Source organism: Bacillus sp. ISL-34, assembly GCF_018613325.1.
Classification (GTDB): Bacteria; Bacillota; Bacilli; order Bacillales; family DSM-1321; genus Peribacillus.
The window spans coordinates 1-25,428 of the sequence record NZ_JAGGQJ010000006.1; the positions used below are offsets into that span (position 1 = coordinate 1).

Below are 25,428 nucleotides of genomic sequence, written 5' to 3' on the forward strand. Positions count from 1 at the left end.
ATAAATGTTTGAGTTGCTCATTTGCTTTTTTGATAGTGTGTGCTCACTTAAAATTTAACGTTGGCGCTTTGTTTTGTTCAGTTTTCAAAGAGCAATAATGGAGCGGGTGAAGAGAATCGAACTCTCATCATCAGCTTGGAAGGCTGAGGTTTTACCACTAAACTACACCCGCATTTAATTTTTGAAATATTTTCAGAAAGAATGGTCGGGAAGACAGGATTCGAACCTGCGACCCCTTGGTCCCAAACCAAGTGCTCTACCAAGCTGAGCTACTTCCCGTAAAATATGGTGCGCCCGGCGGGAGTCGAACCTACAACCTTCTGATTCGTAGTCAGATGCTCTATCCAATTGAGCTACGGGCGCTAATTTCTATGATGTTATTGGTGCGGCCGAGAGGAGTCGAACCTCCACGGGGTTTCCCCCACTAGGCCCTCAACCTAGCGCGTCTGCCATTCCGCCACGACCGCGAAAGCGACTTTGTAAGTTTAACACCTTTTCAACTTGATGTCAAGAAGAAAAATATCAGTGCGGGTGAAGGGACTTGAACCCCCACGCCTTACGGCGCCAGATCCTAAGTCTGGTGCGTCTGCCAATTCCGCCACACCCGCGAAAAAAATGGTGAGCCATGAAGGATTCGAACCTTCGACCCTCTGATTAAAAGTCAGATGCTCTACCAACTGAGCTAATGGCTCTAAATAAAATGGCTGGGCTAGAAGGGATCGAACCTTCGCATGACGGAATCAAAATCCGTTGCCTTACCGCTTGGCTATAGCCCAATAATCAAATACTAATTAACAGCCAGGATAACATTATATCACAATAACATTATTTTAGCAAATGTTTTTTAAAAAAATGGCGGTCCCGACGGGAATCGAACCCGCGATCTCCTGCGTGACAGGCAGGCATGTTAACCGCTACACCACGGGACCAGTATTTTGATCATGTATAAGAAAGTGACCCATACGGGATTCGAACCCGTGTTACCGCCGTGAAAGGGCGGTGTCTTAACCGCTTGACCAATGGGCCTTGATAAAATTGTAACTGGCGGAGAAGGAGGGATTTGAACCCTCGCGCCGCTTACGCGACCTACACCCTTAGCAGGGGCGCCTCTTCAGCCTCTTGAGTACTTCCCCAAAAAAAATGGCTCCGCAGGTAGGACTCGAACCTACGACCGTTCGGTTAACAGCCGAATGCTCTACCACTGAGCTACTGCGGAATAATGAAGATTGGGTTCCTTTTTCACGCTCAAGGACCTTAATGTTTGTCGTTAAGAACAAGTTGTTATCTTGTCGACTCTTATGATTATAAAGAGGTTACAACTTAAAGTCAAGGGTTCTTTTATGTTTTTTTATATTTTTGTTTTTCACTCCTTAAACCCTTGGTAAATCAATGTTCCACGACATTTTCCACAAACGAAACGGGTAGTGTCGATTCGTTTTTTTCTTATATACACCTGCTGACAGTCTTCACATTTATATTGAATAGTATTCATCTTTTTCTTTAATTGGTTAGATGGAAGCGGCTCGCAAAATCTCGGTGCCCCCACTTTTTTGAGTAATTGCCTAAAGTCCGCATCACGATGCTGGTACCCTTTTTTCTCGATGTGCAGATGATAATGGCACAATTCATGCTTAATGATACCAATCATTTCTTCCACACCGCGTTCATCAAGATACTTCTTATTGATTTCTATATTGTGTGATCGGAGCAAGTATCGTCCTCCTGTTGTTCGGAGACGCGGATTAAAACTGGCTTGGTGTCTAAAGGCCTTTTTAAAGTCTTTCAACGATATTTCTTCCACTAGTTTTTGCAATTGCCGATTATCCATTTCCCCCTCCCTTTCCTTGGTAACATGACAACCCATTATAACATAGACTAATAATACAATAGGAAACTAAGGGAGGAAAAGCTATGCCTAATTGGTTCCAGAATCAAATCCGCAAAGCCTTTTATGAAAAGGATTACTATCAAGTGAAGATGTTGAATCAATGTTGGTTTTTTTATCAAAAAAAAGAAAGTCTCCGGTTATAGATTTAACTTTGTTCCATAAAAAAACCCCTTCTATTATAGAAGGAGCTTACCATAGGCTAGTTTTGATCCTTTGGCTCGAGCATCGTTAAAGATACCCTTTGCTTTTGGGAATCAACCTGTTCGACCCAAACCGTCACAACATCCCCAACGGCAACTACATCCAATGGGTGTTTTACAAACCTGTTGCTCAGTTTGGAAATATGCACCAGTCCATCCTGTTTAACACCGATGTCCACAAAGGCACCGAAATCCACAACATTCCTCACTGTACCTTGTAATTCCATCCCAGTTTGCAGATCCTCCATTTTTAGTACATCCTGCTTAAGCAGTGGTTTTGATAATTCATCCCGAGGATCTCTTCCCGGTTTCATCAAATCATCTATGATATCTTTAATCGTAATTTCCCCAATTTCCAATTCATCGCCCAAATCAGCCGGATTAAGTTTACCTAACTCTTCATTTAGTGCATCACTGCCTAAATCCTCAGATGTGAATCCGATTTTCTTCAATAATTTATTCACGGCACCGTAGTTCTCAGGATGTATCGCGGTTTGATCTAATGGCTCATCTCCATTAATGATACGTAAGAATCCTATGCATTGTTCATATGTTTTGGCACCAAGCCGGGGAATCTTCTTTAATTGCTTCCTGCTTGAAAACTTCCCTTCCACTTCCCTTTTCTTCACAATATTTTGAGCTACCGATTTTGATAAACCAGCTACATATTGCAATAGAGACGATGAAGCGGTATTGACATTCACACCCACCTGGTTAACAGCTGTTTCTACTACAAAGGTGAGCGATTCCGTTAACTTTTTCTGGGACACATCATGTTGATACTGACCGACCCCCACGGATTGGGGATCAATTTTAACAAGTTCAGCAAGGGGATCTTGAAGCCTTCTCCCTATCGAAACGGCGCTTCTCTGTTCTACTTGAAGATCCGGAAACTCTTCACGGGCAATATCCGAGGCTGAATACACACTGGCTCCCGCTTCATTAACAATGATATATGAAATATTCCCTTTTACTTCTTTCAGAATATCTGCGATGAATTGCTCTGATTCACGTGATGCCGTTCCATTGCCGATTGCCACGATCTCAACCGAGAACCTCTGAAGGATTTCGATCGTTTTTTCACGGGCAGCATTAAGCTTCGCAGCAGGAGGATGCGGATAGATTACACTAATATCGAGTACCTTTCCGGTTTCATCAATGACAGCCAACTTACAGCCAGTCCGATATGCCGGATCTAGGGCGAGGACTACTTTCCCTTTAAGCGGAGGCTGCAAGAGCAGGTTCCTGAGGTTTTCAGAGAAAATATGGATAGCCTGATCCTCAGCTTTTTCCGTCAGCTCTTTTCTGATTTCCCGTTCTACAGAAGGCATGATCAAACGCTTAAGTCCATCCTCAATAGCAGATTTAAGAACAACTTGGGCTTCAGATTTGTTACTTTTAATGATTTTCCGTTCAAGATGACCACTGATGATTTCAGTCCGAGGCTGAATGGAGATTCGTAAAACTTCTTCCTTTTCGCCTCTATTTAGCGCCAACACCCGATGTGGTACGATCCTTTGCACCGGCTCCTCATATTCATAGTACATCTCGAAGATTTTTTTCTCGTCCTTCTCTTCATTTTTCACAGTGGATACCACTTTTCCAGCTTTGAAAATTTCAGCCCTTATCCACTTCCTTAATTCTGCATCATCAGAAATATGTTCGGCTATGATATCCCGCGCTCCTGCAATTGCCTCTTCAATAGAAGAAACTTCTTTTTCTGCCGATATGAATTCTGCAGCTTTTTCGCTAACTCTAGCATGCATCGGACATTCCAGAAGCCAAATGGCCAGTGGTTCAAGACCCTTTTCTTTAGCGACTGTCGCTTTCGTTCTCCTTTTTTGCTTAAATGGCCTGTATAAATCCTCGACTTCCTGCAGTTTTGTTGCCTTCTGGATTTGTCTTGTTAATTCTTCCGTCAGTTTCCCCTGTTCACCAATCGACCGGGTAACTTCCGCTTTCCTCTGGCCAAGGTTTTCCAGGTAGCTCCATCTTTCCATAATGGAACGAATTTGCACTTCATCAAGTGAACCCGTCATTTCTTTTCTATACCGCGCAATAAAAGGGACAGTATTCCCCTCTTGCAGCATCTGTATGACGTTTTGGACTTGATGATTTTTCAAAGTTAGCTCATTGGATATTTGTTTAATCAATTCCTTTAATGTATCTTCTACAACGATCATTATGTTTACCACCAACCTTTTGATCTAATATGTATAGTCTAGCAAATGAGGGATGAAGTTGCGAATTCCATACAAAAAAGCTCACTTCCGAATTATGGCGAAAGTAAGCTTCCTAAAATGAAAGTTGTATCATCTGCAGTTAATGGACTGCTTTTTAATATGCATTGGGCATTCTTATCGATAGGGACCAGCCTTTTTAAAAAAGATTTAGCTCCCTTAAGTTCCAAACCATCGGAATGAAGAATGAATTTTGCATTTGGTTCATATTTGTAGCTCTGCGTCCTGTACTTTTGCTTCCTTCCGGATAAATACCCTGTAACAGGTAAAGGGTAAACGAGTTTATCGTCGCTTGGATTATACAGGAAAAAGCGGATGTTACCCACTGAACTGTATACAAATTCATTCTTGTCATAAAATATCTTCAAAATGGAAACGGCTGCCCCCCGCTTATCGACTAAAACTTGATTACACACTGCCATCAATGATTCTACATCCAACTCATGATTACGTTTAACTTCCTCGATGACGGCATGGGAGGAATCATAAGCATTTTTCCCGCTGCCCAGACCATCCGCCAGGACACACACAAAGTATTCTTTCGTATGAAGAAAGAAGTAATCATCACCACAATAAACCATCCCGTTTTTAGACGATTGAGAGACAAGGACTTCTATTTTTTCTCCCCTCAAAATATCTTTGATCACTGAATTAACTCCGAGTTTTCAGCATTAATGGCTTCTTGAAGTTTCTTGATCGCGCGGCGTTGGAGCCTTGAAACATGCATTTGGGAAATTCCCAGTTTATCGCCAGCTTCTTTCTGACTTAAATTCTCTAAATAAGTATGTTGAATGATCATCTTTTCACGGTCACTCAGCACATGCAGCACCTTTTCAAGCACAAGACGCTGATTGACCTTTTCAAAACCTTCATCGACATTCCCGAATATATCAAGCAATGTGACAGTACCGCCATCAGAGTCCGCCTCAATGGAATGATCCACAGATAAAGCTTGATAGCTTTTTCCCATTTCCATCGCTTCTAAAACTTCTTCTTCAGTCACGCCTATGCTATCGGCTATTTCATCTATTCTTGGTGAACGATGCAGAGTTGTCGTTAATTCCTCGACAGTCACCCTGATTTTCGGACCAAGTTCCTTAATTCTCCTTGGCACATGGACACTCCATGTTTTGTCACGAAGGAACCTTTTGATTTCGCCGATTATAGTAGGGACGGCAAATGCCTCAAAGCTTTTACCGAAAGATTCATCATATCGTCGAATGGCACCTAATAAACCAATCATGCCGACTTGGGAGATATCCTCCTGAAATGATTTCCCTTTCGCATACTTACGGGAGATTGTTTCAACCAAACTTTTATAATGGATGACTAGATTACTCTGTGCTTCATCATCTTGATTCTGCTGGTAAGCTCTAATCCATTCATTTACCTGTTCTCTTTGTGCCTGATTAGGTTGAGACTGTTTTTGCATCCATCTCCACCTGCTCTCCTTCTAAAAACTTAGTCATAAAGACTGTAACCCCATCATGCTGATGAATTTTCACATCATCCATCAGAGTTTCTATAAGGTAAAGACCCAAGCCCCCTTCTCTCAAAAGTTCGACTTTTTGTCCATTTTCGTATGGACCGAGTCCTTGACGAACCTCTTCGAAATTACAGCTCTTACCACTATCAGAAACCATGACCTCCAAACGGTCAGGATAAAGGCCGAAACTTACTTTAACTTCACCTTTTTCAGAATCCTTATATGCATGCTGTACCGCATTTGTACAAGCCTCACTTGTAGCGATTTTCAAATCCTCAATTTCATCATACGCAAATCCCATCCGGCTTCCTATCCCAGAAAGCGTTAAACGAATGACACCGATGAATTCTGGTTTTGCAGGTATTTTCATTTCGATGTAATCATATACTTGACTCATTCTAACCCACCCTCTGTACCACTTTTTATATCAATGATATCTGCAAGACCTGTTATATCAAATAAACGACGTAACCTTTCTGATAAGCCAACTAGTGTGAATTCGCCATTATGTGCCCTTACGTTTTTGAAAGCACCGACAAATACCCCAAGTCCCGTACTATCCATATAAGAGACTTCAGTTAAATCAATCGTAATCGAAACATTGTCCTGCTCTGAAATCGGGAATAGTGATTCCCTTAATTTCGGTGCAGTATAGGCATCGATTTCACCTTTTAGTTTTACAATAAATTCAGTATTCAATTCATTAACATCTACCGTTATATTCATCCTTGACCCACCTCTTCAAATCCTCTTCATTCCTATATCTATACCCAGCAGAAACAATACTAAACATTTGATTTTAAAATTATTAATGTAAAATCATCCCTCAGTTGGAAGTTCTGCATTTTCTCCAATTGTTTATATATATTATTCACCATTTCCTGGGCTTGCAAATGCATATTCTTTTTAATGAAACCGATAAGTGTTTCCCTTTCTATGAACCCATCATTCGTCCGGCACTCCGTTACTCCATCGGATAATAAAATGATCATGTCCCCGCGATTCACCGTTTTTTCATATTGGCGATACCTTGTTTTTTTATCAACTCCAAGCAATAAGCCCTTTGCATCCAAATCGCTAAAAGTACCTGTTGCGGCATCATAATAAAAGCCAGGTTCATGTCCGGCTGAAGCATAGGAAAATTGCCTGTCATGCGGATCATATAGACCATAGAACATGGTTATGAACATGCTTGGATCCACATTATGCTCCACAACACGGTTCAAACTCTCAAGCACACTCTTCGGTTCATGGCGATGCTCGGGAAGACTGTCCATCGCATATTTGATCATCGACATGCACAATGCAGCAGGAATCCCTTTTCCTATGACATCTGCTATCCCTACTCCTATACGCTCATTTTCATCTTGGACGAAGTGATAGTAATCTCCGTTCATCTGTCTCGCCGGAACACTGATCGCCCCAATTTCAAGAGCTTTGATATCAGGAATTTTCGTTTCCAAAAGAGTATGTTGCACGTTTGCCGCGATCTCGATTTCCGTTTTCAGTTCCTGCTGTTGATGTCTAAGGCTTTGATGTTCACGGTATGCAATGCCGTAGCCCATCATGACTTCCAGCAGAAAATCGAAAGAATCCAATACTTTTCCCGGTAATTCCGGATAAAGTTCCATTAAGTTATTTTTATGCATACTGATGATTTCTTCTGGAGATATATTGTATTTGATATGTAGGCGGCTAATCTTTTGCCCTTGGTAGAGTGCCTGCTCATTTTGGTCTTTAAGATAAGTAGAAAGCGCCTCATGATACTTTTTCTCCATGTTCTCCCTAATATCCATATTTCCCCCCTAACGGAGCCATTTCGTAGCGATAATCTTAGTCCCTTCACCTGGTATCGAATCAATATCAAAATCATCCATTAAACGTTTGGCTCCAGGAAGGCCTGCGCCCAGTCCCCCCGAGGTAGTATATCCATCTTCCATGACTCTGCGGATATCCTCAATTCCCGGCCCTTGGTCCTCTGCAATGATTTTCAATCCTGACTTCCCATTTATATTCAGCTTTTCTATGCTTACACTGCCTTGTCCAGCATATAGGTATATGTTTCGGGCCAATTCGCTAATGGCCGTTGTGATCCTGGCCTGGTCTACAGTGCCGAACCCCAACTCTTTAGCGACATTTCTTCCAAGCTGCCTTGCAGCTACGATGTCCCATTCATTTATGATTTTTACGCAGGATTGGAACTCCATTCTTTAATCCCCCAATTCCTGTTGTAATTTCTCCAGGCCTTTCTCTAAGTCTAATGCTGTCAGAACATCCTCGAGACTAATACCCAGTTCAATCAATGTTATTGCAACAGCAGGCTGGATTCCCGTAATTACAACCTTGGCCCCCATAAGCTTAGACATACTAAAGACATCGCCTAATACCTTTGCGATAAAAGAATCAATAAAATCTATCGAGGTAATATCTATAACAACGCCATTCGCGCTTGTTTCATGTATCTTATGCAGTAAGTCCTCTTGAAATTGAAGAGCTGTCAAATCATCCAATTCCCACTGTATAGAGACTAACAAGCAGTCATAAAGCTTTAATATCGGAATCCTCATACTTATCCCTCCACCTTTACGATCTTTCGGCTCGTTAATTCCAACGCAACTTCTATCCCTTTTTTCAACGTATTTTTTGTAACCACTTCATTTAAATTAATTCCAAGATTAACGATGGTTTGGGCTATTTCAGGGCGAATGCCGCAGAGTATGCATTTGGCGCCCACCAACCGGACCGCTTCCGCCGCTTGAATGATATGATGGGCAACCATGGTATCCACGACCGGCACGCCCGTTATATCAATAAGAACAACTTCAGATCTATGCTTAACAACGCCAGTCAGCAGGTTTTCCATTATCTGCTTGGCACGTTCTGTATCAATCGTACCAATCAGCGGCATGACCGTAATGCCTTCCAATACAGGAATGAGCGGTGCCGAAAGTTCTTGCAACGCTATTTTTTGCATGGAAACAGTTCTTTCCCAAGTTTGGGTATATATATTGACTATTTCATTATTTATCGGTGTGGCCCATTTATCCAAATGATTAACAAGATTGACTTGGTTATCAGGAGTCACCAGACCCTTTTCGACCATTCCATTAATGACAATTAACGTGAATTTATGAAGTCCTTCATTGACGAAAGTTAGAGGCCAACCCAATTGTACGACTTTCTCGGCAAAATCCGAAAGCTTCAACGTGAATTCCTTGTTTTTACTATCAACATTCGTGATGATCATATCTATAAATTCACTGCTCGTTTGCGTGAACATTCGATCTGAGACGACTTTAATTAATCTTTCGTCAGTACTTTCCTTCATGATGCCCATCCACTCATTAAGGATGTAATCTTGATTTTGCTTAATAAAATCGTAAACCAATTGATTCATAATATCCTCCCATTCTAACACAATTGCCTTGTTTCCCTCTCCTCGTCACAAGGATGTTAACTAACTGTAATCTTATTTCCATTTGGATTTTCTTATAAATTCCCCACTGCACTTTTGCTTTTTTTAAGTATTTACAACATAACTACATACCCGATATTCAGGCAAGAAAAACATCAATTTTAAAAAAGTTAGGGAGATAATATAAAAAAAAATGAACGATTCAATCCAATATCTAACTGTATACTGTTTTTATTCGTCAAATTTTTCATATTTCCTGCTGTATACTTTTTGGACATGTTTATGTTATTTCACAAAAAAACACGATTCCCGCAGTTGCAGGAATCGTGCCATCTAAATAACATCATGAATGATTTGTATTATAATAACGCCCGGTTTAACGGGAAAAATTTTCTTTAAAACTCAATGAGGCCTAAACTAATTTGCAAAGCTTCATTGACCTTTTGCATCATCGGTTCGTCGAGATGCGTAATTTTATCAGTTAAACGCTGCTTATCAATTGTCCGGATCTGTTCTAATAAAATGACGGAATCCCGCTCGAATCCGTACTTTTTTGCATTAATCTCGACATGTGTAGGCAATTTCGCTTTTTGAATTTGAGCTGTAATGGCTGCCACGATCACAGTCGGACTAAAGCGATTACCAATATCGTTTTGTAAAATTAGTACCGGACGGGTCCCACCCTGCTCTGAACCAACTACCGGGGAAAGGTCTGCGAAGTATACGTCACCACGCTTAACAACAATCAATGGCTCAGCCTCCGCTAACTAATCGTTCAACGCAATGACCTGCCTCGAATTCAGCCTGGAAGGCTTCAGAAGCAATCGTTAAGTTAATGGCCGCCATTTCAATATAACCGCGTTTCATCGATTCACGAAACTCTTTCTTTTTACGTTCGCGAAGATACATTTTTGTGGCACGATAAATAAATTCACTGCGATTTACATTTTCCTCACTCGCATACCCATCTAACTCTGTTAAAAAATTTTGAGGTAATCGAATTAATATCTCTCTTGTTGCGCTGGATTCAGACACAAACATACACCTCCACCATCACTACACACCTTTATTATATATATCCTTTTCAATATTACCATTAAAATGCCTATCTGCAAAGAGTATATTCTATTCTCAATCCTATTATCAGCATAATAAAGGAAATCTTATTCACAATCTTAGGATTTTTTTACAATCCGGTCATTCCAAAATGAAGTTGCGTACATGATTCACCTGATTGTCTTTTATATATATACGAGGTACTCTTGCCCCTATCATGCATGTTACCTCATAGTTGATCGTTTCCAGTTTTGCCGCAATCTCATCGACAGTAATCGATTCATCCCCATCATTCCCCATCAGTGTGACCTCTGTCCCTACAGGGTATGGTCCAGGCAGCTTGATCATGCATTGATCCATGCAAATCCTCCCGACTATGGGTACTCTTCTACCATCCACAAGAACTTCCTGACCTTGCAGCTTACGGATCCAGCCGTCAGCATAACCGATTGGCAAAGTCCCAATCCATTCATCACCTTCAGCCGTATAAGTCGCTCCATAACTGACGCTTTCACCCTTGGCAAGCTGTTTAACCGCAACCATCTTCGTTCTCAATGATATAGCCTGTTTTAATGGATATGGCAATATCGGCTTAATCTCCACGGAAGGACTCAATCCATACATGGAAATCCCCATTCTTATTGCATTCCATTCAGGGTCGGTGAATCTTAAAGAAGCTGCACTATTGGCTGCATGAATATATTCAGGCTTTCCAGTCAATACGGAAAGCATCCCTTTAAATGAAGCAAGCTGCTTTTCATAAAAGTCGGTCTTCATTTCATCCGCCGTCGCGAAATGAGTGAATATCCCTTGGAAATTGAAACAAGCTTCCCTCTCAAGCAAACTTTCCACTTTCATGAGTTGGCCTTTATCACGAATGCCGATTCTCCCCATGCCGCTATCCACTTTTACATGGATTTGCAAAACTTGTCCCGGTTTCAACAAATCCTTTGCCTTTTCCAACCATGCTACATCAAAAACCGTCACGGAAATCCCATGCTCGGCAGCAAGTGCTGCACTTTCAGGCCTCGATGCCCCAAGTACAAGAATTGGAGCCAATATTCCCTTTTTCCGTAAGGCAAGAGCCTCATCCAAAAAAGCGACACTTAAAAAATCCGCCCCCGCTTCAAGCGCCGTTTTGGCCACTTCATAGTCCCCATGGCCATATGCATTCGCTTTAACGACAGCGAAAAGACTAACGCCATTTCCCAGTCTTTTTTTCATTGAAGAGATATTTTCAAAAATATTATCCAAATTTACTTCTGCCCACGTATCTCGATGAAATATTTTCGTTTCCAAGGCCATTTCCTTCTTTCCTACACTCACAATAAGATTCTTCCCAGTAGCGAAGTTTTCGTTTCATTATAGGACCATTCTATAACCAACCGCCAGAAAGATAAAGTGCTTTTTCACCTTGATTCTAATTTCCCAACTGCCAGACTAAATCAGATCGTAGGATTAAAAATGTCAACAAGCTGCTTCCCCGCCTAACCTACCCAGAAGAAACCTTCGTAAGGAGACGGGAAACATCAGCTTGTTATGTAATCCTATTTGACTGGATCTTCCCCAACCGAACGGGCGACTTCTATCATCTCTTCCTGTGTCAAATCCTTTGATGCAAGCATATAATCGACACCTTCAAAAGTCCATGCAATCGTATTTCCTGTCATGGCTCCGACAGTATAACCTAAATCAACCGGTTCTCCATTCACATTCGTCGAAACGGAAGTTTGAACTACCTCAGCTTTTTCCTGAACTAATGTAAAACTTTTTGTACCCTCATAGGTCAAAACGACACGTTCTCCCTTTTCCGTCGTAATTTCTTTTTCTTCCGTTAAGTTCATATCACCAATATTTTCAGGGTATTTCACCGCAAATCCTTCATTTTGGACTTCTGCCATAACGGGTGCTTCAAGTTGTGCACTTGTCATGTTTTTCTTCATATCAAATGAATCTTTATCAAAAGTCGTATCGAATTTAACTTTCGAGAATTCAACAAGAACCAATGCGGTCTTATCGGGGTCCATGACTTTTACACTGACCGGAGATAAATCCTTTTTGTTTATAGTAATCTCTTGATATGGCAACATTTTATTGTTTTGGTAGCGTGTTTTCGTTTCAAAGACATAATGTTTACCCGTTTCTTTATATGTCGCACTTTTATCTTCCGTAATGTCTTTCACCAACGACTCGAACAAATAGGCCTGACTGCTGTTCTCCGGCCACTCGCTTTGAAATTTAAAACTTTTATTCAAAGCTGGCGTCAAAACATATACACCATCATCATTTTTCAAAATCATCTGGCTTTGGTCCTTCTCTTCATTTTTCAGATTTACGCGGTAAAAAGAAGGGTCCTTATGCCAAATCTCCACATTATACACTTGAGGTTCAGTGCCCATCTTCAATGTCATCTTCGCGTTAGCTTTATATCCTTTCATTTCGCCAAGCTTCTCATTCAATTCACTCACTACGTCACTCTGTGATTTTTGGCCGCAAGCAGAAAGAGCAAGCAAGAGCATGATCCCTGCAAAAAGCATTAACATCTTCTTCATCTTTTCAACCCCTTTTTGTCATTTGAACGTAAAAGGGAGAGGAAAAGGCAGGATCCGGACATTGGCTCGACTGATGTCTTAGATTCCTCGGTATTTTAGACACGGACCCATTCTCGATCCGGCTAAAAACTTTTCGAGAGCACCTACTCTGCCATGTACCTTTTACCGGGCCTTGTCTCCCTATAGCACTAAATGTATATGAGACAACCTAAAGGTTTATGACCCGATTGGACAAAACTCCATTCACCCTTCAATTACGACTTGAGCAACCGCATAATCCCTGCTGTGGCTAATCGAAAGATGGACCCCTTCAGAAAACGGCTTGGAAATCACCGGCTTTCCTTTATCATCCGATGTGATTTCAATATCCAAAAAGGATAAGTGCTTACCGATTCCTGTACCGTTTGCTTTTGAAAATGCCTCCTTTGCTGCAAAACGCCCAGCAAAATACTCGACCTTCCTTCTTCCATTTAACTTTTCGAAAATCAAGATTTCCCTTTCTGTTAATATACGCTCCTTTAAACGGGGTTGCCGATTAATCAGTGTTTCCATTCTATCCAACTCAGTAATGTCCACGCCTATACCTTTAATCACTTTGACACCTCTTCTATTAATTTAATAAGCTGCATATCATTAGGAGGACTCTTTTACCTGAAAATGATAATATTGTATCTAAATAAAAACGATAATAAGGAGGAATTTATGTTTACAAGAACAGAAAGCTTCCGCGAATACGCAAATTCATATCGAGCTGTTACTGTGCTCATACTCATTATGATGATTGTATTCGTTCTTGTCCTTTTCCCCATATTTCCCGGCAATGTACTCTTTTATTATGGCGCAGGTGTGAACTTATACATCGCTGATGGACAATGGTGGCGTTTGATCACCCCCATCTTTCTGCATAGCACGTTTACACACTTACTGTTTAATGGATTTTCACTTGCCATCTTTGGTCCATTCCTAGAGAAATTGCTCGGAACCGTCAAGTTTTCAATCTTCTTTTTATCGATAGGTATCCTTGCCAATATCGCAACCTTCCTAATTAACCCACTGACATATAACCACGTAGGTGCTAGCGGAGCAATTTTTGGTTTACTCGGATTCTTTCTATATCTTGTACTGTTCAATAAAACCAATTTTACTAACAACGAAAGAAATACCGTATATACACTGACCGGAATTGCCATCATCATGACCTTCATTCAACCGCAGATCAACGTTGTCGGTCATTTGGCTGGACTTGCAACCGGCTTTTTAACAGCTCCATTATTCTTAAGAAAAAAACGGTAGGACAAACAGCCGACTCTTCCTTTTAATCATTGGGAGTCGACTGCTTTCTTAGGTAAATACCATGATTTAATTATTTGGCAATCCTTTTCTTCCACATCCGCAACCATGCCGACCCGGGAGGTGATTCCTGATTTAATCGATGCTGAAATCGAAGCCAATTCTTTTCGATTCTGAAACCAACTTTTTTTATATGTGATTGATTGAATTCTGCTTCTCTGCATGATCAATGTTTGCTTCGAGAAAAAACGGCTGCTTAATAGCAACAAATTCCCTTCTATGCTCCATCCTGCATCTCTATATTGCATGTAAGCCCAAAAAATCGCCAACGGTACAAGCAAAAGGGAAAAATAACCCCAAGGTCTGAAAAACCATACCAACGCACCGATGATCGGGATCAGGGATAGAAACTTACGAAACACATACCGGGAAAGTGCACGCTTAGGTATCGGTGTCATCTCAGTGGTTGTTTCATAAACCGGTAGAATTTCCAGGATTTTCTCATGTAAATGCCTCTTCCTGATTAAAGGGAACAGCATGATGGATAGACTTTCTTTATCTTCCATACTGCCTCCCGCATATTCAATATAAACCGTCGCCAATCCCAATGGCTTTCTAATCAAATTCTCCATGATCCGGATACCTTGAATTTTATGGATAGGGATTGTCAGCTGTCTTTTCTCAAGAAGCCCTCTGGAAATGACGATTTCCTCATCCGTTTTTATCACGGTAAAGGAAGCATATTTAATCACCATACTTAATGTGGCCAATACATAAACCACCAATAAAGCCACAAGGGCAAACAAGGTTAGAATAACGGTCCCCATTTCAATAAAATCTTCATAATCCTTAAATATTCTCTCAAAAGGTATCATTTCATCGAACTGAGAAAGAAAAGCGATTGCCCCAGATAAGAAGACACCTACCGCTCCCGAAGTGGCAGCCATAACGAATAGCTGCGGCAATGTCTGCTTAAAAACGGAAGACGATTTTGCTGCATATTCTTTATTCGCGACTTCATCTTTATCCTTATCAAAAGGATTATTCGCATTTTTTTCCTCACTTATAAAAGCATTGATTCGATCCGCATCACTTTTGCTTATGGCTGATAATACGGCATCCGCCTGCGACCCGCCTGCCGTTTCAATATTCAGCTTCACCAGGCTGAATATCCTCTGGATGATGCCCTCTGATATATCTATGCTATGAATCCGATCAAATTTTATATACCGTTTCTTCCTTACGAATACACCGGACTCAATTCTGAATTCGCCCTCTTCTATGCGATATGTAAAACGTAACCATTGAAGGAATGCAGTGCCTATCAGTAAAAGTATAATAATGGCAATGACCAGCGGTTGTATCCATCCAGGAATCCCTTCATTCTTCCCAGGAATGACGACCACTAATAAAAAAGGGATGACTAATTCCTTAATTGATTTAATGATGTTAAGCAATACAGCTATGGGGTGAAGCCTTTTAGGTTCAGACATCTTCTTCCTCCACACTTGCCATTCTGGAAATATAGTGCCGCAATTCATCTGCCTCTGCAAGGTCCAAGGCAGGGATAACATGAAGGGTCGCTGCAGTGGAAATTTCAACGGAGGCTAAATCGTATTTTCTCAATAAAGGCCCTTGCTTCGTTTCAACATGCTGAACCCTAATCATGGGTATGAGTGTTCTTTTGATGACGAAAATCCCACTTTGGATATCAATTTCGGTATTTCTCACTTCGTAACGCCATCTCTTCCATTTCACCGATGGAATCAGGAAGATGGCCAGATAGGATTGGATTATCGAAATTATGATTAACGCTCCAAACACCCAATATGTCCAATCAAAAATGATTGTAAGCACGAGTACGGTGATGCTTATAATCCAAGTTATTGAACAGCTTATAAGACCACTGATTTTCCATACGGTCAAGGCCTTATTCGATATACGATTTTCAGGTTCCATGTGCTTCTCCTCTTCCGGACAGGTAATTTTTAAATGAATCTTCATCATCCATCCTTCGCTTTCATCCATTATACTATAATTAAATGCTGGAAATTACCCCCTTTTGAGCAGTCCATCCAAAAACAGCCAACCATCCGGATACCATATGAAGTATTGGAGATGCACATAAAAAAATGCCGCTCAAATGAGCGGCATTTCCAATTCAATTAAATCTTATTTGATTTTTCCCTTTTTTGGCTCGTGCTACGGTTTCCGTAACCATTCGATTTGCGGTTCGTGCTTGGGCGTTTCCCTGATCCGCTACCGTAATCTTTTCTGCCTGAAGAACTGCGGCCATTGCGCTGTCTGTTGCCAGAAGAACTGCTTCCTCCGCGATTGCGACGCATTGGAGATGGAGATTCTTCCGTTAACTTGATAGGCGTTTGATCCGGTTCTTTTGTCATTGATTTAAGCATCGCTGCAACTAAATCAGCTGCGCTATGTTTTTGCAATAATTCTTCCGCTTGACCAAGGTATAATGTTAAATCCTCATTCTCGATTGTATTAAGGATTTTTTCCGTTACTGCTTTTTGTTGACCTTCCAACGCTTCAGTTAACGTAGGAGTCTTAAGTTTCTCCATACGTTTTTTCGTTGTATGTTCAACTGCATGCAGTTGGCCTCTTTCTCTTGGTGTTACAAACGTAATGGCAATACCATGTTTACCCGCACGTCCTGTACGTCCAATACGGTGAACGTAGCTTTCCGGATCTTGAGGGATATCAAAGTTGTATACGTGAGTAACGCCGGAAATATCAAGTCCACGTGCAGCCACATCAGTAGCAACAAGTACATCGATGTTGCCGTCTTTAAACTTTTTCAATACAGAAAGGCGTTTCGCCTGGCTAAGGTCACCATGGATGCCTTCAGCCATATAACCGCGGATATTCAATGCGGATGCCAATTCATCCACACGGCGTTTCGTACGTCCGAAGACGATCGCAAGATCCGGTGTTTGAATATCGAAAAGGCGTGCAAGTGTATCGAATTTTTCACTTTCTTTTAACTCCAAGTAATATTGTTCGATACGATCCACTGTCATTTCTTTTGCTTTTACACGTACAAGAACGGGTTCCTGCATGAATCTTTCAGCAATTTTACGGATTGGATCAGGCATTGTAGCTGAGAAAAGCAATGTTTGCCTTTCATCAGGAACCGTTGAAAGAATCGATTCGATATCCTCAATGAATCCCATGTTAAGCATTTCATCCGCTTCATCAAGAACTACAGTGTGAACTCCGCCTAATTTAATATTCTTACGTTTGATATGGTCTAAAAGACGACCAGGCGTACCAACGATAATATGTGGTTTTTTCTTTAAAGCACGGATTTGACGGTCGATATCTTGTCCACCATAAACCGCAAGTACACGAGCGCGTTTTCCGTAACCAAGCTTGAAAAGCTCCTCGGAAACTTGAATGGCAAGCTCACGTGTAGGTGCAATGACAATCCCTTGCACGTTTTCGTTATTAATATCGATATTTTCCATCAATGGAATACCGAATGCAGCTGTCTTACCTGTACCTGTTTGTGCTTGACCAATGATATCTTTACCTTCAAGTGCTAGAGGTATCGTTTGGGATTGAATCGGGCTCGCTTCTTCAAATCCCATTTTTTCTATTGATTTCATGGACGTTCTATCTAATCCTAATTCGCTAAACAATGTCAATGTTTTCGTACTCCTTTTTATATCGTAAATTTACACGTGCATATCATGCACAGATGTTTGGTTCAAATCCTCATCATCATGACGGATGTTCTACTTAATCTCTTATAAAAAAGTTTATCATTATCACCTAAAAGTATGTCTGCCTTTTAGTTCAAATGAACTCAATATGATTTTTTAAAAAGGAAATATACCAGTACGGACATTCACTGGCATTTTTAACTTCGCGCACGTGTAAACTTATCATTAACATACGCTCATCTTTTTAAAAGTACATGTAACCAAAATTAAATTCAATATGGAAAATTAAAAGTAGCATAAACGGGTGTTTCACCGTTTTATTCAGGTGAGGGCTGCTGCACCTATTATTCATCAGACTTAAAAAGGCTGTATGAACAAAACTTGACGAGCGCCAAGATTCTTATACAAAACAGGCCCGGTGCGTTGAGGATTTGCAGAAGTGGAAAAGCGCTAAAATGCGGCTTGATTCCCAATAGCTACTAAAGCCGCCAAGAGATGCAGCTTTTATATATGACCAGACGCGCGGCCTATTTAATCTAAAATAATCTCAAGAATGAACTCATGAAACATGTAAGAACATACAATTTTGTTGCCTCAACCTGATTAATTTTAAATAATCATCAATGATAAGACATTTAAACTCATACTCATATTACCATTTTCAAACTGTTAATGCAATAAAGGATATCGCCCCATTCAGAGTTACTAAAAACTTTAGACCATTTCAAAAACGAAGAAATTGGTTATTTGTGCCTGTTAAATATGCAGCCGTGACACTTTTGAGTAAGAATATAGCTTCTTCATTCAATAAAGGGTTAAAAAGATACATGGACTGTATTTCATTAATAGGATTACCATTTTACTATATCCATTTATGCTTAAGTGGATTCAGACTAAGACAAATTCGAAGAAAACGGGTTTGCCTACAGTTTTTTTCTTAAACGTTCCAGCTTTTTTTCAGAAATCCGCTCTCTTTCCGCCGACTGTCAGCCAAGCCTCATCAAAGCAAGCATCTAGCGGGTTTCGGCTAGCCAGTTATTCGGCAGGAGTTTCGCAAATTTCTTCAATCCAGTGAGGGTTATTTATCCGTAAAAATCATGGTTCGGGAGGATAGCCTCCCCCCTTGTCGACTTACTGTACCCTTTTAAATGTTTTACAAAACGAACATCCATTTATATATGATATGTGTTTAAATCAAATAGTTTCAATAAACCTTTTTCAGGAAGGATCAGTTCGAATGATCCACACCCTTCCACAGTTACCCCCGATGGAAAAAGAAAGGATTTTTCATGAATCCCCTTTGAATTTCCAGGTATATGGGATCATTTGAATTCGAAAAATTCCAACTTTTTTCTTAAAAATTATAGCAAATAAGTCCAAATGCAGTATGATTGACCTATCAACAAACCAACGGGGGGTTATATGAACATATTCACAATAGATGTTCCTTTATGTAAGGATTTTGGTCGAATCTTAAAGAAAATGAACAAGAAAGTCACCTTTTTGGAGGATCCACTCAATCAAAGTCATCTATTCAAGAATTCAACGGACTTAATGAAATCATTATTTATTTTACCTTTACACATATCAAAAGACTCTTGGCAGCAAACTTCCTTGTTCGCCTTAGCTGAATCTCACGAAATCCCTATCTTATTCATTTACAAACGCACTTCAGGAATGGAGACCCCTCTGGCCTTACCAGAAAAGACCTTTTATGAAACCATGGCGGTCCCTGCCGATTCAGTAGAAGTCCGGATTAAATTAAAGTCACTCCGAAACATCAGCATGCAACTGTTTTCGGCAAAAATGAAGGGGGAAGAGCTTGAAAAGATACACCAAAAATCAGCAAGGAGCCTTCGAATTGCAAAGGGCATTCAACTTTCAGGTTTACCTTTGTCGATCAATAATGAAGATATAGAGGTCAAAGGCCTTTCCCAGCCTTCGAGTGAACTGTCAGGGGATTTATTTTACTGGACGGAGGTTGATGACAGGATATACGGCTTCATAGTGATCGATGTATTGGGAAAGGGCATTCATACAGCACTTATAAACATGTCCATACGCACATTGATTCCCGACCTTATCAAACGTGTAAAAGATCCCATTTTCATAACAAAGGAACTGGACAAACTAATGCGGGATCTATTTCAAGGAGTTAATCGGGAAAACAAAAACCATGCCCATATTACTGCCTTCATCGCATACGTGAATACAAAGGATCGACTCATCGAATATGTAAACTACGGACATCCTTCAGCCTTTTTGTATTCCCCATGCACCAATCAAATTCTCAATTTGAACGAAGGGGCCACCCCAAGCGGACTGATTCCCGAATTGCCCATTAAAAAAATAGTCTTTCATTATGAACCAGGAAGCCGTTTCATCATCTATACAGACGGACTCTCTAAAACGCCCCTACCTTCCGCCATTGACCGATCTGACAATATCGAAAGGGAATTCATCAAAAATGTCCATCTCGATACACAAGACCTTCTTCAGGAGCTATTGGTCTCAAGGATGAGGCATTCAGTGATTAACGATGACATCTGCATTATTGCCGGGACACTTTTTTAAGCAGATAAAAAGGGCCGTTTCAAAAAGAAACGGCCTTTTTTACACTGTTTTATTTTTGCAAGGCTTGCACGACTTCCTCAAGCTTCATGCCCCTAGAAGCTTTAACGAGAATGATGTCATTTTCCTGTGTGGACGATTTTAGTTCCTCTATAAGCATCTGCTTATCTTGAAAAGGACGAACCTGCTCCGCTGAAAAAGCCTTGCTCGCTCCCTTGGCAATAAACTCGGCTAAAGGACCATAGGTGAAGACCTTATCGATCCGCTCACTGGAAATCAGTTCACCAATTTTCAAATGAAAGTCTTTTTCCTGTGGCCCTAACTCCAACATGTCTCCCAATACAAGGATCTTTTTCTCGAAACCAGATAATCCCTCAACCAACTCCACTGCTGCCTTAACTGAAGTTGGACTGGCATTATACGCATCATTGATGATTTTCTGCCCTTTCGCGCCCTCGACCAATTCCATCCTCATATTCGTTAATTGAATGGTCGACAGACCTTTACGGATCGCTGAATCATCCACATTGAATTCTTTAGCAACCAAGATGGCTGCCAACGCATTAAGAACATTATGATGGCCTAAAACGGGTATCTCATAATTGATTTCCTTATCACCGCTTGCGATTGTAAATGTGGTACTGTCTGCACCTTGGCTAATGGTCTGTGGATATAAATCATTTTGTTCCGTACGTCCAAAAGATATTACGTTTAAATCAGGAAAATCCTTTTTGATTCGATTGCGGAGCAATGGTTCATCACCATGATATATCAGCGTTCCATCTTTCGCCAAACCTTCGACAATTTCCAACTTCGCATTCGCGATTTCCTCGCGTGATCCCAAATCCAATAAGTGTGATTCACCGATATTGGTAATGATCGCTATATCAGGCTTTGCCATTTTGGATAAGAACTCGATTTCACCACGGCTGCTCATTCCCATTTCCAAAACAGCCGCTTCAGTATCCTCTGCCATGGAAAGCACCGTTAGTGGCAAACCTAAATGATTATTGAAGTTTCCATTTGTTTTATGAACTTTATAGGAAGTGGCCAGCAGCGCAGCCGTCATATCTTTCGTAGTCGTCTTGCCGTTGCTGCCTGTTATCCCAATGACTTTTATATTTAACTGCTGACGGTAAGAACGCGCCAATTGCTGAAGTGCTTTCTCGGTATTTTCGACAATGATTATCGGTAAATCATTAGGAGGATTCGGAACATCCCTTTGCCAAAAAGACGCCGCAGCTCCTTGCGCTAAAGCTTGCTTGACATACTGATGGCCGTCAACCTGCTCACCCTTAAGCGGAATGAACAAACATCCTTCCTTAACCGTTCTTGAATCGATGGTAACCCCATTAATTCCTTTGGACTGGAATGGACTGATATCATTCAATCCCTCTGCCATTTCATGTACTTGTTTTAACGTTCTCTTAATCATTTTGTTCCTCCTACATTCATCGAACCGTTAATCGCTCTCCATTAACCAAACGAAGCAGAAACCAGTTTAAATCGCACCGGTTCCTGCTGATTGTAATCCCTCAAATCAATGCTTGATGGATTGTGGAGTTTACTGATACATTACCTGCTTGATCAAACTGTATATTTGATTTGTTGTTTTTCCTGGTGACGTTCCAAGGCAAGTTTCACGAGTTGTTCAATTAACGCTGGATAGTCGACACCTGTGTGCTTCCACAATAATGGAAACATGCTGAAAGGAGTAAACCCAGGCATTGTATTCACTTCATTAATATAGATTTGCCCCTCATTCGTTAAGAAGAAATCAGCGCGAACCAATCCAGAGCAATCCAATGACTTAAAGGCAGTAATGGCCATTTCGGATAAAGCTGCATACTCGCTTTCCGTTATCTCTGCGGGAATGACCATCGCTGAATTACCGTCAACATATTTTGCTGAATAATCATAGAAGGCAAAATCTTTCTTAGGGATGATTTCGCCTGCCACCGAACAAGACGGTTCATCATTACCAAGAATTCCAAACTCGAGTTCACGAGCTACGACCCCTTCTTCAATGATGATCTTCCGATCGAATTGGAAAGCTTCCGCTACCGCTTTTTCCAGTTCATCAGCATCATCACATTTGCTGATACCGACACTCGAGCCTAAATTGGCAGGTTTGACAAAGCAAGGGTACCCCAATTCATCCGCTACCTTTTTGATGGCACTTTCAGTATTCTTCTCCCATTCAGAACGAATGAACCAAGTGTATTTGACTTGAGGAAGACCCGCCTGGGCAAAAATGTTTTTCATGATGACCTTATCCATTCCTGCTGATGAAGCTAAAACGCCATTGCCTACATAAGGAAGGTTCAATAGTTCCAGCATCCCTTGTACGGTCCCATCTTCTCCATTTGGTCCGTGAAGCAATGGGAAAATTACGTCATACCCTGTTGATTCACTATTTTCATCAGTTGAATGTGCCTGCAAGGCAAGAGGTGAGCCCGATTTGTCCGATGAGAATGTCAAAGCCTCCACACTCTCGGCAGGTCCTGTTAACTTCGGCCCATTAATCCATGAACCCTCTTTTGTTATGTAAATCGGATATATATCAAACTTTGCTAAATCGAGAGCTTTAATGACCGCTAAAGCCGTCTGCATAGAAACCTCATGCTCCGCAGATTTTCCACCATAAAGCAAACCAAGTTTAGTTTTCATGAGTTATTACCCTCCAATATTCTTTTAACCATGTTCATTGTATCACTTTACACTAAAATGGATAAAGCAAACTCCACATTTCTTTTTTGTTACATCTTCTATCCGCCCTGCCCTACAGCCTGTTAATGCGGGGTAAAGCGAAACTTCCATCATTGGCGCTTTTCAATGATGGTTAGTTGAGCCAATCGGGCATTTACAGGCTGTTAAACCTCCACATTTCCTTTTTGTTACAGACCTTCCTCCTGCCCTACAGCCTGTTAATGCGGGGTAAAGCGAAACTTCCAATCATTGGCGCTTTTCCAATGATGGTTAGTTGAGCCAATCGGGCATTTACAGGCTGTTAAACCTCCACATTTCTTTTTTGTTACAGACCTTCCTCCTGATCTACAGCCTGTTAATGCGGGGTAAAGCGAAACTTCCATCATTGGCGCTTTTCCAATGATTACTATAAACGGAACACAGGATAAAACCGCCGCAGCCTGTGCGGCGCCCTCTCTAATCTTTTATGCATGAGATGGTAAGTCTTACACCTAAAGAATTCAAGGATGTCAAATATTCCAATCCACATGGACGATTGGATAATCAGGAGGATGATGTATTTTTAATAACGCTTTCCCATACCTTTTCTTTTCGATTGAAGGTAATAAAGGCATCTGGCTCCTTAATATCTCTATCCGAAAAGTCATCATGCATTTCATCCATGTTTAAATAATCCCCTACGACCCATGCAGGTATCTCAATTTTCGTTCTTGTGTACTTAACATGCCGAAAGGAAAAAACGAGCCCCTCTGCCAGGATATGAGCCAAGGAAGAAATGATTTCTACAGGAATCGCCGTCAGCTCTCTTTTCTTTCTGATTCCAAGCCAAGTCCTCTCTACTTTTAAAAGCTCCAGCTTTAGCGGAATCAGGCTTCCTAACATCATATAATATGTTGAAAGAGAACGAAAATAAATTTTATTGAACCAGCCATCATCCTGGGCTAGGTACACAAATTGATTATTCAATTTACGGAAAAATGGCGGATCCAGATGAGTTTTTGCGTGCCCTAAATATAAAAGTTCCGCTAGTTCCCTTCCATCCAATTCATCCAGCCCTTCCGCTTCTTCAAAATCGATCCAACAGAAATCTCCATATGCCCGGACATTTTCTTTAACTAGCTTCGCAATATCTTCAGATGAAGCGCTCTCTAGCAGGACATTCAAATTGTATTCCCCACCATCGAATTGGTGTTTCAATAATAAGATGGAATCCAAGGTATATGGCAGCGAATAGACGAATTCACGAAAATTTAGTCCATTAAAAAGGACAAACCGTTCGGAAGCCTGCATATACATATATAAGATATCATTGCTATCATTCTTCATAACCTGACCCCCTCCGAGCTCTCAATCAATAATGTTATTTTATCAAACTTTTGGGTTTTCACGTAAGTTATATAACCCCCAATATTAATCATCATCAGCATCGTGTGAATAATGTGAAACATGAACTCCATATTAACCCAAATGTTAAGGAAAACACTCGACAACCTTAAAATATCCATATTATAGTAAGAATGAAGATTTGGAGGAATTGTTCATGGATAAAATTGAAATAGGTTTTATCATTAATTCTTTTCATGGAGCCGTTTCCAGTTATGCTCATGCAACTAAAAAATTAGGTCTATGGCAATCAGAGAAATATGCATTCGAAAAATATTTAAATCAGGAAGATGCAATCCTTGATATCGGATGCGGTACAGGAAGAACCACCTTCGCACTATATAAAAAAGGATACCAAAATCTAACGGGAATCGATTTAACTCCTGCCATGGTTAATGAAGCCGAAAAAATAGCGCATGAATATAACCTGGACATACCCTTTATCCTTGGCGATGCAGCGGACCTCCCTTTCGACGACTCATCATTCGATAAAGCAATCTTCGCTTTTAATGGTTTAATGCAAATTCCCCAGCGAAAAAACCGCACATTGGCTCTAAAAGAAATCAACCGTATTTTAAAACCTGAAGGGCTCTTCATTTTCACAACACATGACCGTGATAAAAACGAGAATTACCTGAACTTCTGGGAGCAAGAGGAAATGATTTGGTGTGGAGGTAAACAAGATGAGAGGCTTTATGAATTTGGGGATATTTTGACATCCGGAAAGACGCTTCAAGAAGATACTTACCTTCATATCCCAACTAAACTTGAAGTACTTGAGTGCCTGGAGGAAGCACGGTTTACAGTCATCGAAAGCTTTTATCGAAGTGAATTATTCCATGAAAACGATGATGTCATCGCATTCTCTTCCGATTGCCGCTTCTGGATCGTCCAAAAATAAGGAAGCGCTTTTTTTATTCAAAAAAATCCAGAGTGACATTTCACTCTGGATACT

25 protein-coding genes and 11 tRNA genes are annotated in these 25,428 nt (G+C 40.8%); 4 read left to right on the top strand and 32 right to left on the bottom strand.

Translation table 11 applies throughout. The annotated features are described in order from the left end of the window. Nucleotides 1-98: 98 nt before the first annotated feature. The 12 genes from J7E52_RS07350 to J7E52_RS07405 all read right to left on the bottom strand — a co-directional run bounded on the left by J7E52_RS07350 (nt 99) and on the right by J7E52_RS07405 (nt 1,828). Nucleotides 99-172: transfer RNA gene (locus J7E52_RS07350), tRNA-Gly, on the bottom strand. Between the two features lie 30 nt (nt 173-202). Continuing rightward, nucleotides 203-279 (bottom strand) — tRNA-Pro (locus J7E52_RS07355). A gap of 7 nt (nt 280-286) precedes the next feature. Further along, nucleotides 287-363: transfer RNA gene (locus J7E52_RS07360), tRNA-Arg, on the bottom strand. Between the two features lie 18 nt (nt 364-381). Next, a tRNA-Leu gene (locus tag J7E52_RS07365) sits at nt 382-467 on the bottom strand. Nucleotides 468-526: 59 nt separating this feature from the next. Continuing rightward, a tRNA-Leu gene (locus tag J7E52_RS07370) sits at nt 527-608 on the bottom strand. A gap of 8 nt (nt 609-616) precedes the next feature. Further along, a tRNA-Lys gene (locus J7E52_RS07375) sits at nt 617-692 on the bottom strand. A gap of 9 nt (nt 693-701) precedes the next feature. Then, nucleotides 702-776 (bottom strand) — tRNA-Gln (locus J7E52_RS07380). Nucleotides 777-853: 77 nt separating this feature from the next. Beyond that, nucleotides 854-929: transfer RNA gene (locus tag J7E52_RS07385), tRNA-Asp, on the bottom strand. Nucleotides 930-954: 25 nt separating this feature from the next. Then, nucleotides 955-1,026: transfer RNA gene (locus J7E52_RS07390), tRNA-Glu, on the bottom strand. A gap of 16 nt (nt 1,027-1,042) precedes the next feature. Beyond that, nucleotides 1,043-1,133, bottom strand: a tRNA-Ser gene (locus J7E52_RS07395). An 8-nt stretch (nt 1,134-1,141) separates the two neighbouring features. After that, nucleotides 1,142-1,216 (bottom strand) — tRNA-Asn (locus J7E52_RS07400). Nucleotides 1,217-1,363: 147 nt separating this feature from the next. Next, nucleotides 1,364-1,828, bottom strand: coding sequence for a SprT family protein (locus J7E52_RS07405; RefSeq protein WP_214744557.1), 465 nt, complete (start codon nt 1,826-1,828; stop codon nt 1,364-1,366). Between the two features lie 83 nt (nt 1,829-1,911). Between J7E52_RS07405 and cmpA the strand changes: the two genes are divergently transcribed. Then, nucleotides 1,912-2,031, top strand: coding sequence for a cortex morphogenetic protein CmpA (cmpA, locus tag J7E52_RS07410; RefSeq protein WP_089364909.1), 120 nt, complete (start codon nt 1,912-1,914; stop codon nt 2,029-2,031). A gap of 56 nt (nt 2,032-2,087) precedes the next feature. Here cmpA and J7E52_RS07415 read toward each other — a convergent pair whose 3' ends face one another. The 14 genes from J7E52_RS07415 to acpS all read right to left on the bottom strand — a co-directional run bounded on the left by J7E52_RS07415 (nt 2,088) and on the right by acpS (nt 13,431). Continuing rightward, entirely contained in the window at nt 2,088-4,271 is a 2,184-nt protein-coding gene (locus J7E52_RS07415) for a Tex family protein (protein WP_214744559.1), read from the bottom strand. Between the two features lie 92 nt (nt 4,272-4,363). Continuing rightward, complete coding sequence (locus J7E52_RS07420; protein WP_309476861.1) at nt 4,364-4,975, bottom strand: PP2C family serine/threonine-protein phosphatase; 612 nt, start codon at nt 4,973-4,975, stop codon at nt 4,364-4,366. Beyond that, nucleotides 4,972-5,760 (bottom strand): RNA polymerase sigma factor SigB, encoded by a 789-nt coding sequence (gene sigB / locus J7E52_RS07425; protein ID WP_137020608.1) that lies wholly within the window; start codon nt 5,758-5,760, stop codon nt 4,972-4,974. Before sigB ends, J7E52_RS07420 begins: the two co-directional genes overlap by 4 nt. Further along, entirely contained in the window at nt 5,738-6,211 is a 474-nt protein-coding gene (gene rsbW / locus J7E52_RS07430) for an anti-sigma B factor RsbW (protein WP_034306366.1), read from the bottom strand. Before rsbW ends, sigB begins: the two co-directional genes overlap by 23 nt. Continuing rightward, complete coding sequence (locus tag J7E52_RS07435) at nt 6,208-6,540, bottom strand: anti-sigma factor antagonist (RefSeq protein WP_214744561.1); 333 nt, start codon at nt 6,538-6,540, stop codon at nt 6,208-6,210. The genes rsbW and J7E52_RS07435 overlap by 4 nt, the downstream gene beginning before the upstream one ends. A 59-nt stretch (nt 6,541-6,599) precedes the next feature. Further along, nucleotides 6,600-7,610, bottom strand: coding sequence for a PP2C family protein-serine/threonine phosphatase (locus J7E52_RS07440; protein ID WP_214744563.1), 1,011 nt, complete (start codon nt 7,608-7,610; stop codon nt 6,600-6,602). 9 nt (nt 7,611-7,619) lie between these two features. After that, complete coding sequence (locus J7E52_RS07445) at nt 7,620-8,021, bottom strand: anti-sigma regulatory factor (protein ID WP_101225983.1); 402 nt, start codon at nt 8,019-8,021, stop codon at nt 7,620-7,622. Nucleotides 8,022-8,024: 3 nt separating this feature from the next. Beyond that, nucleotides 8,025-8,381, bottom strand: coding sequence for an STAS domain-containing protein (locus tag J7E52_RS07450; RefSeq protein WP_214744565.1), 357 nt, complete (start codon nt 8,379-8,381; stop codon nt 8,025-8,027). A gap of 2 nt (nt 8,382-8,383) precedes the next feature. Then, a complete protein-coding gene (locus tag J7E52_RS07455; protein WP_214744567.1) occupies nt 8,384-9,211 on the bottom strand; it encodes an RsbT co-antagonist protein RsbRA in 828 nt (275 codons plus the stop codon). Between the two features lie 413 nt (nt 9,212-9,624). Further along, the gene (locus tag J7E52_RS07460) at nt 9,625-9,975 is read right to left on the bottom strand and encodes a type II toxin-antitoxin system PemK/MazF family toxin (RefSeq protein WP_034306610.1); all 351 of its coding nucleotides are present in this window, start codon (nt 9,973-9,975) and stop codon (nt 9,625-9,627) included. Nucleotides 9,976-9,982: 7 nt separating this feature from the next. Then, nucleotides 9,983-10,264, bottom strand: a complete 282-nt coding sequence (locus J7E52_RS07465; protein WP_034306380.1) for a CopG family ribbon-helix-helix protein — start codon at nt 10,262-10,264, stop codon at nt 9,983-9,985. Nucleotides 10,265-10,426: 162 nt separating this feature from the next. Further along, complete coding sequence (gene alr, locus J7E52_RS07470; protein ID WP_214744610.1) at nt 10,427-11,590, bottom strand: alanine racemase; 1,164 nt, start codon at nt 11,588-11,590, stop codon at nt 10,427-10,429. Nucleotides 11,591-11,832: 242 nt separating this feature from the next. Beyond that, on the bottom strand, nt 11,833-12,837 hold the full coding sequence (locus J7E52_RS07475; protein WP_214744569.1) for a LolA family protein: 1,005 nt from the start codon (nt 12,835-12,837) through the stop codon (nt 11,833-11,835). A 243-nt stretch (nt 12,838-13,080) separates the two neighbouring features. Next, on the bottom strand, nt 13,081-13,431 hold the full coding sequence (gene acpS / locus J7E52_RS07480; RefSeq protein WP_214744571.1) for a holo-ACP synthase: 351 nt from the start codon (nt 13,429-13,431) through the stop codon (nt 13,081-13,083). Between the two features lie 108 nt (nt 13,432-13,539). Between acpS and J7E52_RS07485 the strand changes: the two genes are divergently transcribed. Beyond that, nucleotides 13,540-14,130 (top strand): rhomboid family intramembrane serine protease, encoded by a 591-nt coding sequence (locus J7E52_RS07485; protein WP_214744573.1) that lies wholly within the window; start codon nt 13,540-13,542, stop codon nt 14,128-14,130. 26 nt (nt 14,131-14,156) lie between these two features. Here J7E52_RS07485 and J7E52_RS07490 read toward each other — a convergent pair whose 3' ends face one another. From J7E52_RS07490 to cshA, 3 genes are all read right to left on the bottom strand, one after another. After that, nucleotides 14,157-15,620: a PH domain-containing protein gene (locus J7E52_RS07490; protein ID WP_214744575.1), complete on the bottom strand. Its 1,464-nt coding sequence runs from the start codon at nt 15,618-15,620 to the stop codon at nt 14,157-14,159. Then, nucleotides 15,613-16,086: a PH domain-containing protein gene (locus tag J7E52_RS07495; protein ID WP_214744577.1), complete on the bottom strand. Its 474-nt coding sequence runs from the start codon at nt 16,084-16,086 to the stop codon at nt 15,613-15,615. Before J7E52_RS07495 ends, J7E52_RS07490 begins: the two co-directional genes overlap by 8 nt. A 206-nt stretch (nt 16,087-16,292) precedes the next feature. Further along, a complete protein-coding gene (cshA, locus tag J7E52_RS07500; protein ID WP_214744579.1) occupies nt 16,293-17,792 on the bottom strand; it encodes a degradosome RNA helicase CshA in 1,500 nt (499 codons plus the stop codon). Between the two features lie 1,440 nt (nt 17,793-19,232). Here cshA and J7E52_RS07505 point away from each other — a divergent pair. Next, nucleotides 19,233-20,384, top strand: coding sequence for a PP2C family protein-serine/threonine phosphatase (locus J7E52_RS07505; protein WP_214744581.1), 1,152 nt, complete (start codon nt 19,233-19,235; stop codon nt 20,382-20,384). A gap of 49 nt (nt 20,385-20,433) precedes the next feature. On the opposite strand, the gene J7E52_RS07510 is transcribed toward J7E52_RS07505, so the two are convergent. The 3 genes from J7E52_RS07510 to J7E52_RS07520 all read right to left on the bottom strand — a co-directional run bounded on the left by J7E52_RS07510 (nt 20,434) and on the right by J7E52_RS07520 (nt 24,416). Then, entirely contained in the window at nt 20,434-21,816 is a 1,383-nt protein-coding gene (locus J7E52_RS07510; RefSeq protein ID WP_214744584.1) for a UDP-N-acetylmuramoyl-tripeptide--D-alanyl-D-alanine ligase, read from the bottom strand. A gap of 152 nt (nt 21,817-21,968) precedes the next feature. After that, complete coding sequence (locus tag J7E52_RS07515) at nt 21,969-23,051, bottom strand: D-alanine--D-alanine ligase (RefSeq protein ID WP_214744586.1); 1,083 nt, start codon at nt 23,049-23,051, stop codon at nt 21,969-21,971. Between the two features lie 582 nt (nt 23,052-23,633). Beyond that, entirely contained in the window at nt 23,634-24,416 is a 783-nt protein-coding gene (locus J7E52_RS07520; protein WP_214744589.1) for a hypothetical protein, read from the bottom strand. 214 nt (nt 24,417-24,630) lie between these two features. Between J7E52_RS07520 and J7E52_RS07525 the strand changes: the two genes are divergently transcribed. Then, complete coding sequence (locus tag J7E52_RS07525; RefSeq protein WP_214744591.1) at nt 24,631-25,374, top strand: class I SAM-dependent methyltransferase; 744 nt, start codon at nt 24,631-24,633, stop codon at nt 25,372-25,374. Nucleotides 25,375-25,428 lie beyond the last annotated feature (54 nt).

Bases quoted from the DNA above. Each gene is read 5' to 3' on its own strand.
- J7E52_RS07405 (WP_214744557.1), bottom strand. From the start codon at position 1,828: ATGGATAATCGGCAATTGCAAAAACTAGTGGAAGAAATATCGTTGAAA.
- cmpA (WP_089364909.1), top strand. From the start codon at position 1,912: ATGCCTAATTGGTTCCAGAATCAAATCCGCAAAGCCTTTTATGAAAAG.
- J7E52_RS07415 (WP_214744559.1), bottom strand. From the start codon at position 4,271: ATGATCGTTGTAGAAGATACATTAAAGGAATTGATTAAACAAATATCC.
- sigB (WP_137020608.1), bottom strand. From the start codon at position 5,760: ATGCAAAAACAGTCTCAACCTAATCAGGCACAAAGAGAACAGGTAAAT.
- rsbW (WP_034306366.1), bottom strand. From the start codon at position 6,211: ATGAGTCAAGTATATGATTACATCGAAATGAAAATACCTGCAAAACCA.
- J7E52_RS07435 (WP_214744561.1), bottom strand. From the start codon at position 6,540: ATGAATATAACGGTAGATGTTAATGAATTGAATACTGAATTTATTGTA.
- J7E52_RS07440 (WP_214744563.1), bottom strand. From the start codon at position 7,610: ATGGATATTAGGGAGAACATGGAGAAAAAGTATCATGAGGCGCTTTCT.
- J7E52_RS07445 (WP_101225983.1), bottom strand. From the start codon at position 8,021: ATGGAGTTCCAATCCTGCGTAAAAATCATAAATGAATGGGACATCGTA.
- J7E52_RS07450 (WP_214744565.1), bottom strand. From the start codon at position 8,381: ATGAGGATTCCGATATTAAAGCTTTATGACTGCTTGTTAGTCTCTATA.
- J7E52_RS07455 (WP_214744567.1), bottom strand. From the start codon at position 9,211: ATGAATCAATTGGTTTACGATTTTATTAAGCAAAATCAAGATTACATC.
- alr (WP_214744610.1), bottom strand. From the start codon at position 11,590: ATGGCCTTGGAAACGAAAATATTTCATCGAGATACGTGGGCAGAAGTA.
- J7E52_RS07475 (WP_214744569.1), bottom strand. From the start codon at position 12,837: ATGAAGAAGATGTTAATGCTTTTTGCAGGGATCATGCTCTTGCTTGCT.
- J7E52_RS07485 (WP_214744573.1), top strand. From the start codon at position 13,540: ATGTTTACAAGAACAGAAAGCTTCCGCGAATACGCAAATTCATATCGA.
- J7E52_RS07490 (WP_214744575.1), bottom strand. From the start codon at position 15,620: ATGTCTGAACCTAAAAGGCTTCACCCCATAGCTGTATTGCTTAACATC.
- J7E52_RS07495 (WP_214744577.1), bottom strand. From the start codon at position 16,086: ATGGAACCTGAAAATCGTATATCGAATAAGGCCTTGACCGTATGGAAA.
- J7E52_RS07505 (WP_214744581.1), top strand. From the start codon at position 19,233: ATGAACATATTCACAATAGATGTTCCTTTATGTAAGGATTTTGGTCGA.
- J7E52_RS07510 (WP_214744584.1), bottom strand. From the start codon at position 21,816: ATGATTAAGAGAACGTTAAAACAAGTACATGAAATGGCAGAGGGATTG.
- J7E52_RS07515 (WP_214744586.1), bottom strand. From the start codon at position 23,051: ATGAAAACTAAACTTGGTTTGCTTTATGGTGGAAAATCTGCGGAGCAT.
- J7E52_RS07520 (WP_214744589.1), bottom strand. From the start codon at position 24,416: ATGAAGAATGATAGCAATGATATCTTATATATGTATATGCAGGCTTCC.
- J7E52_RS07525 (WP_214744591.1), top strand. From the start codon at position 24,631: ATGGATAAAATTGAAATAGGTTTTATCATTAATTCTTTTCATGGAGCC.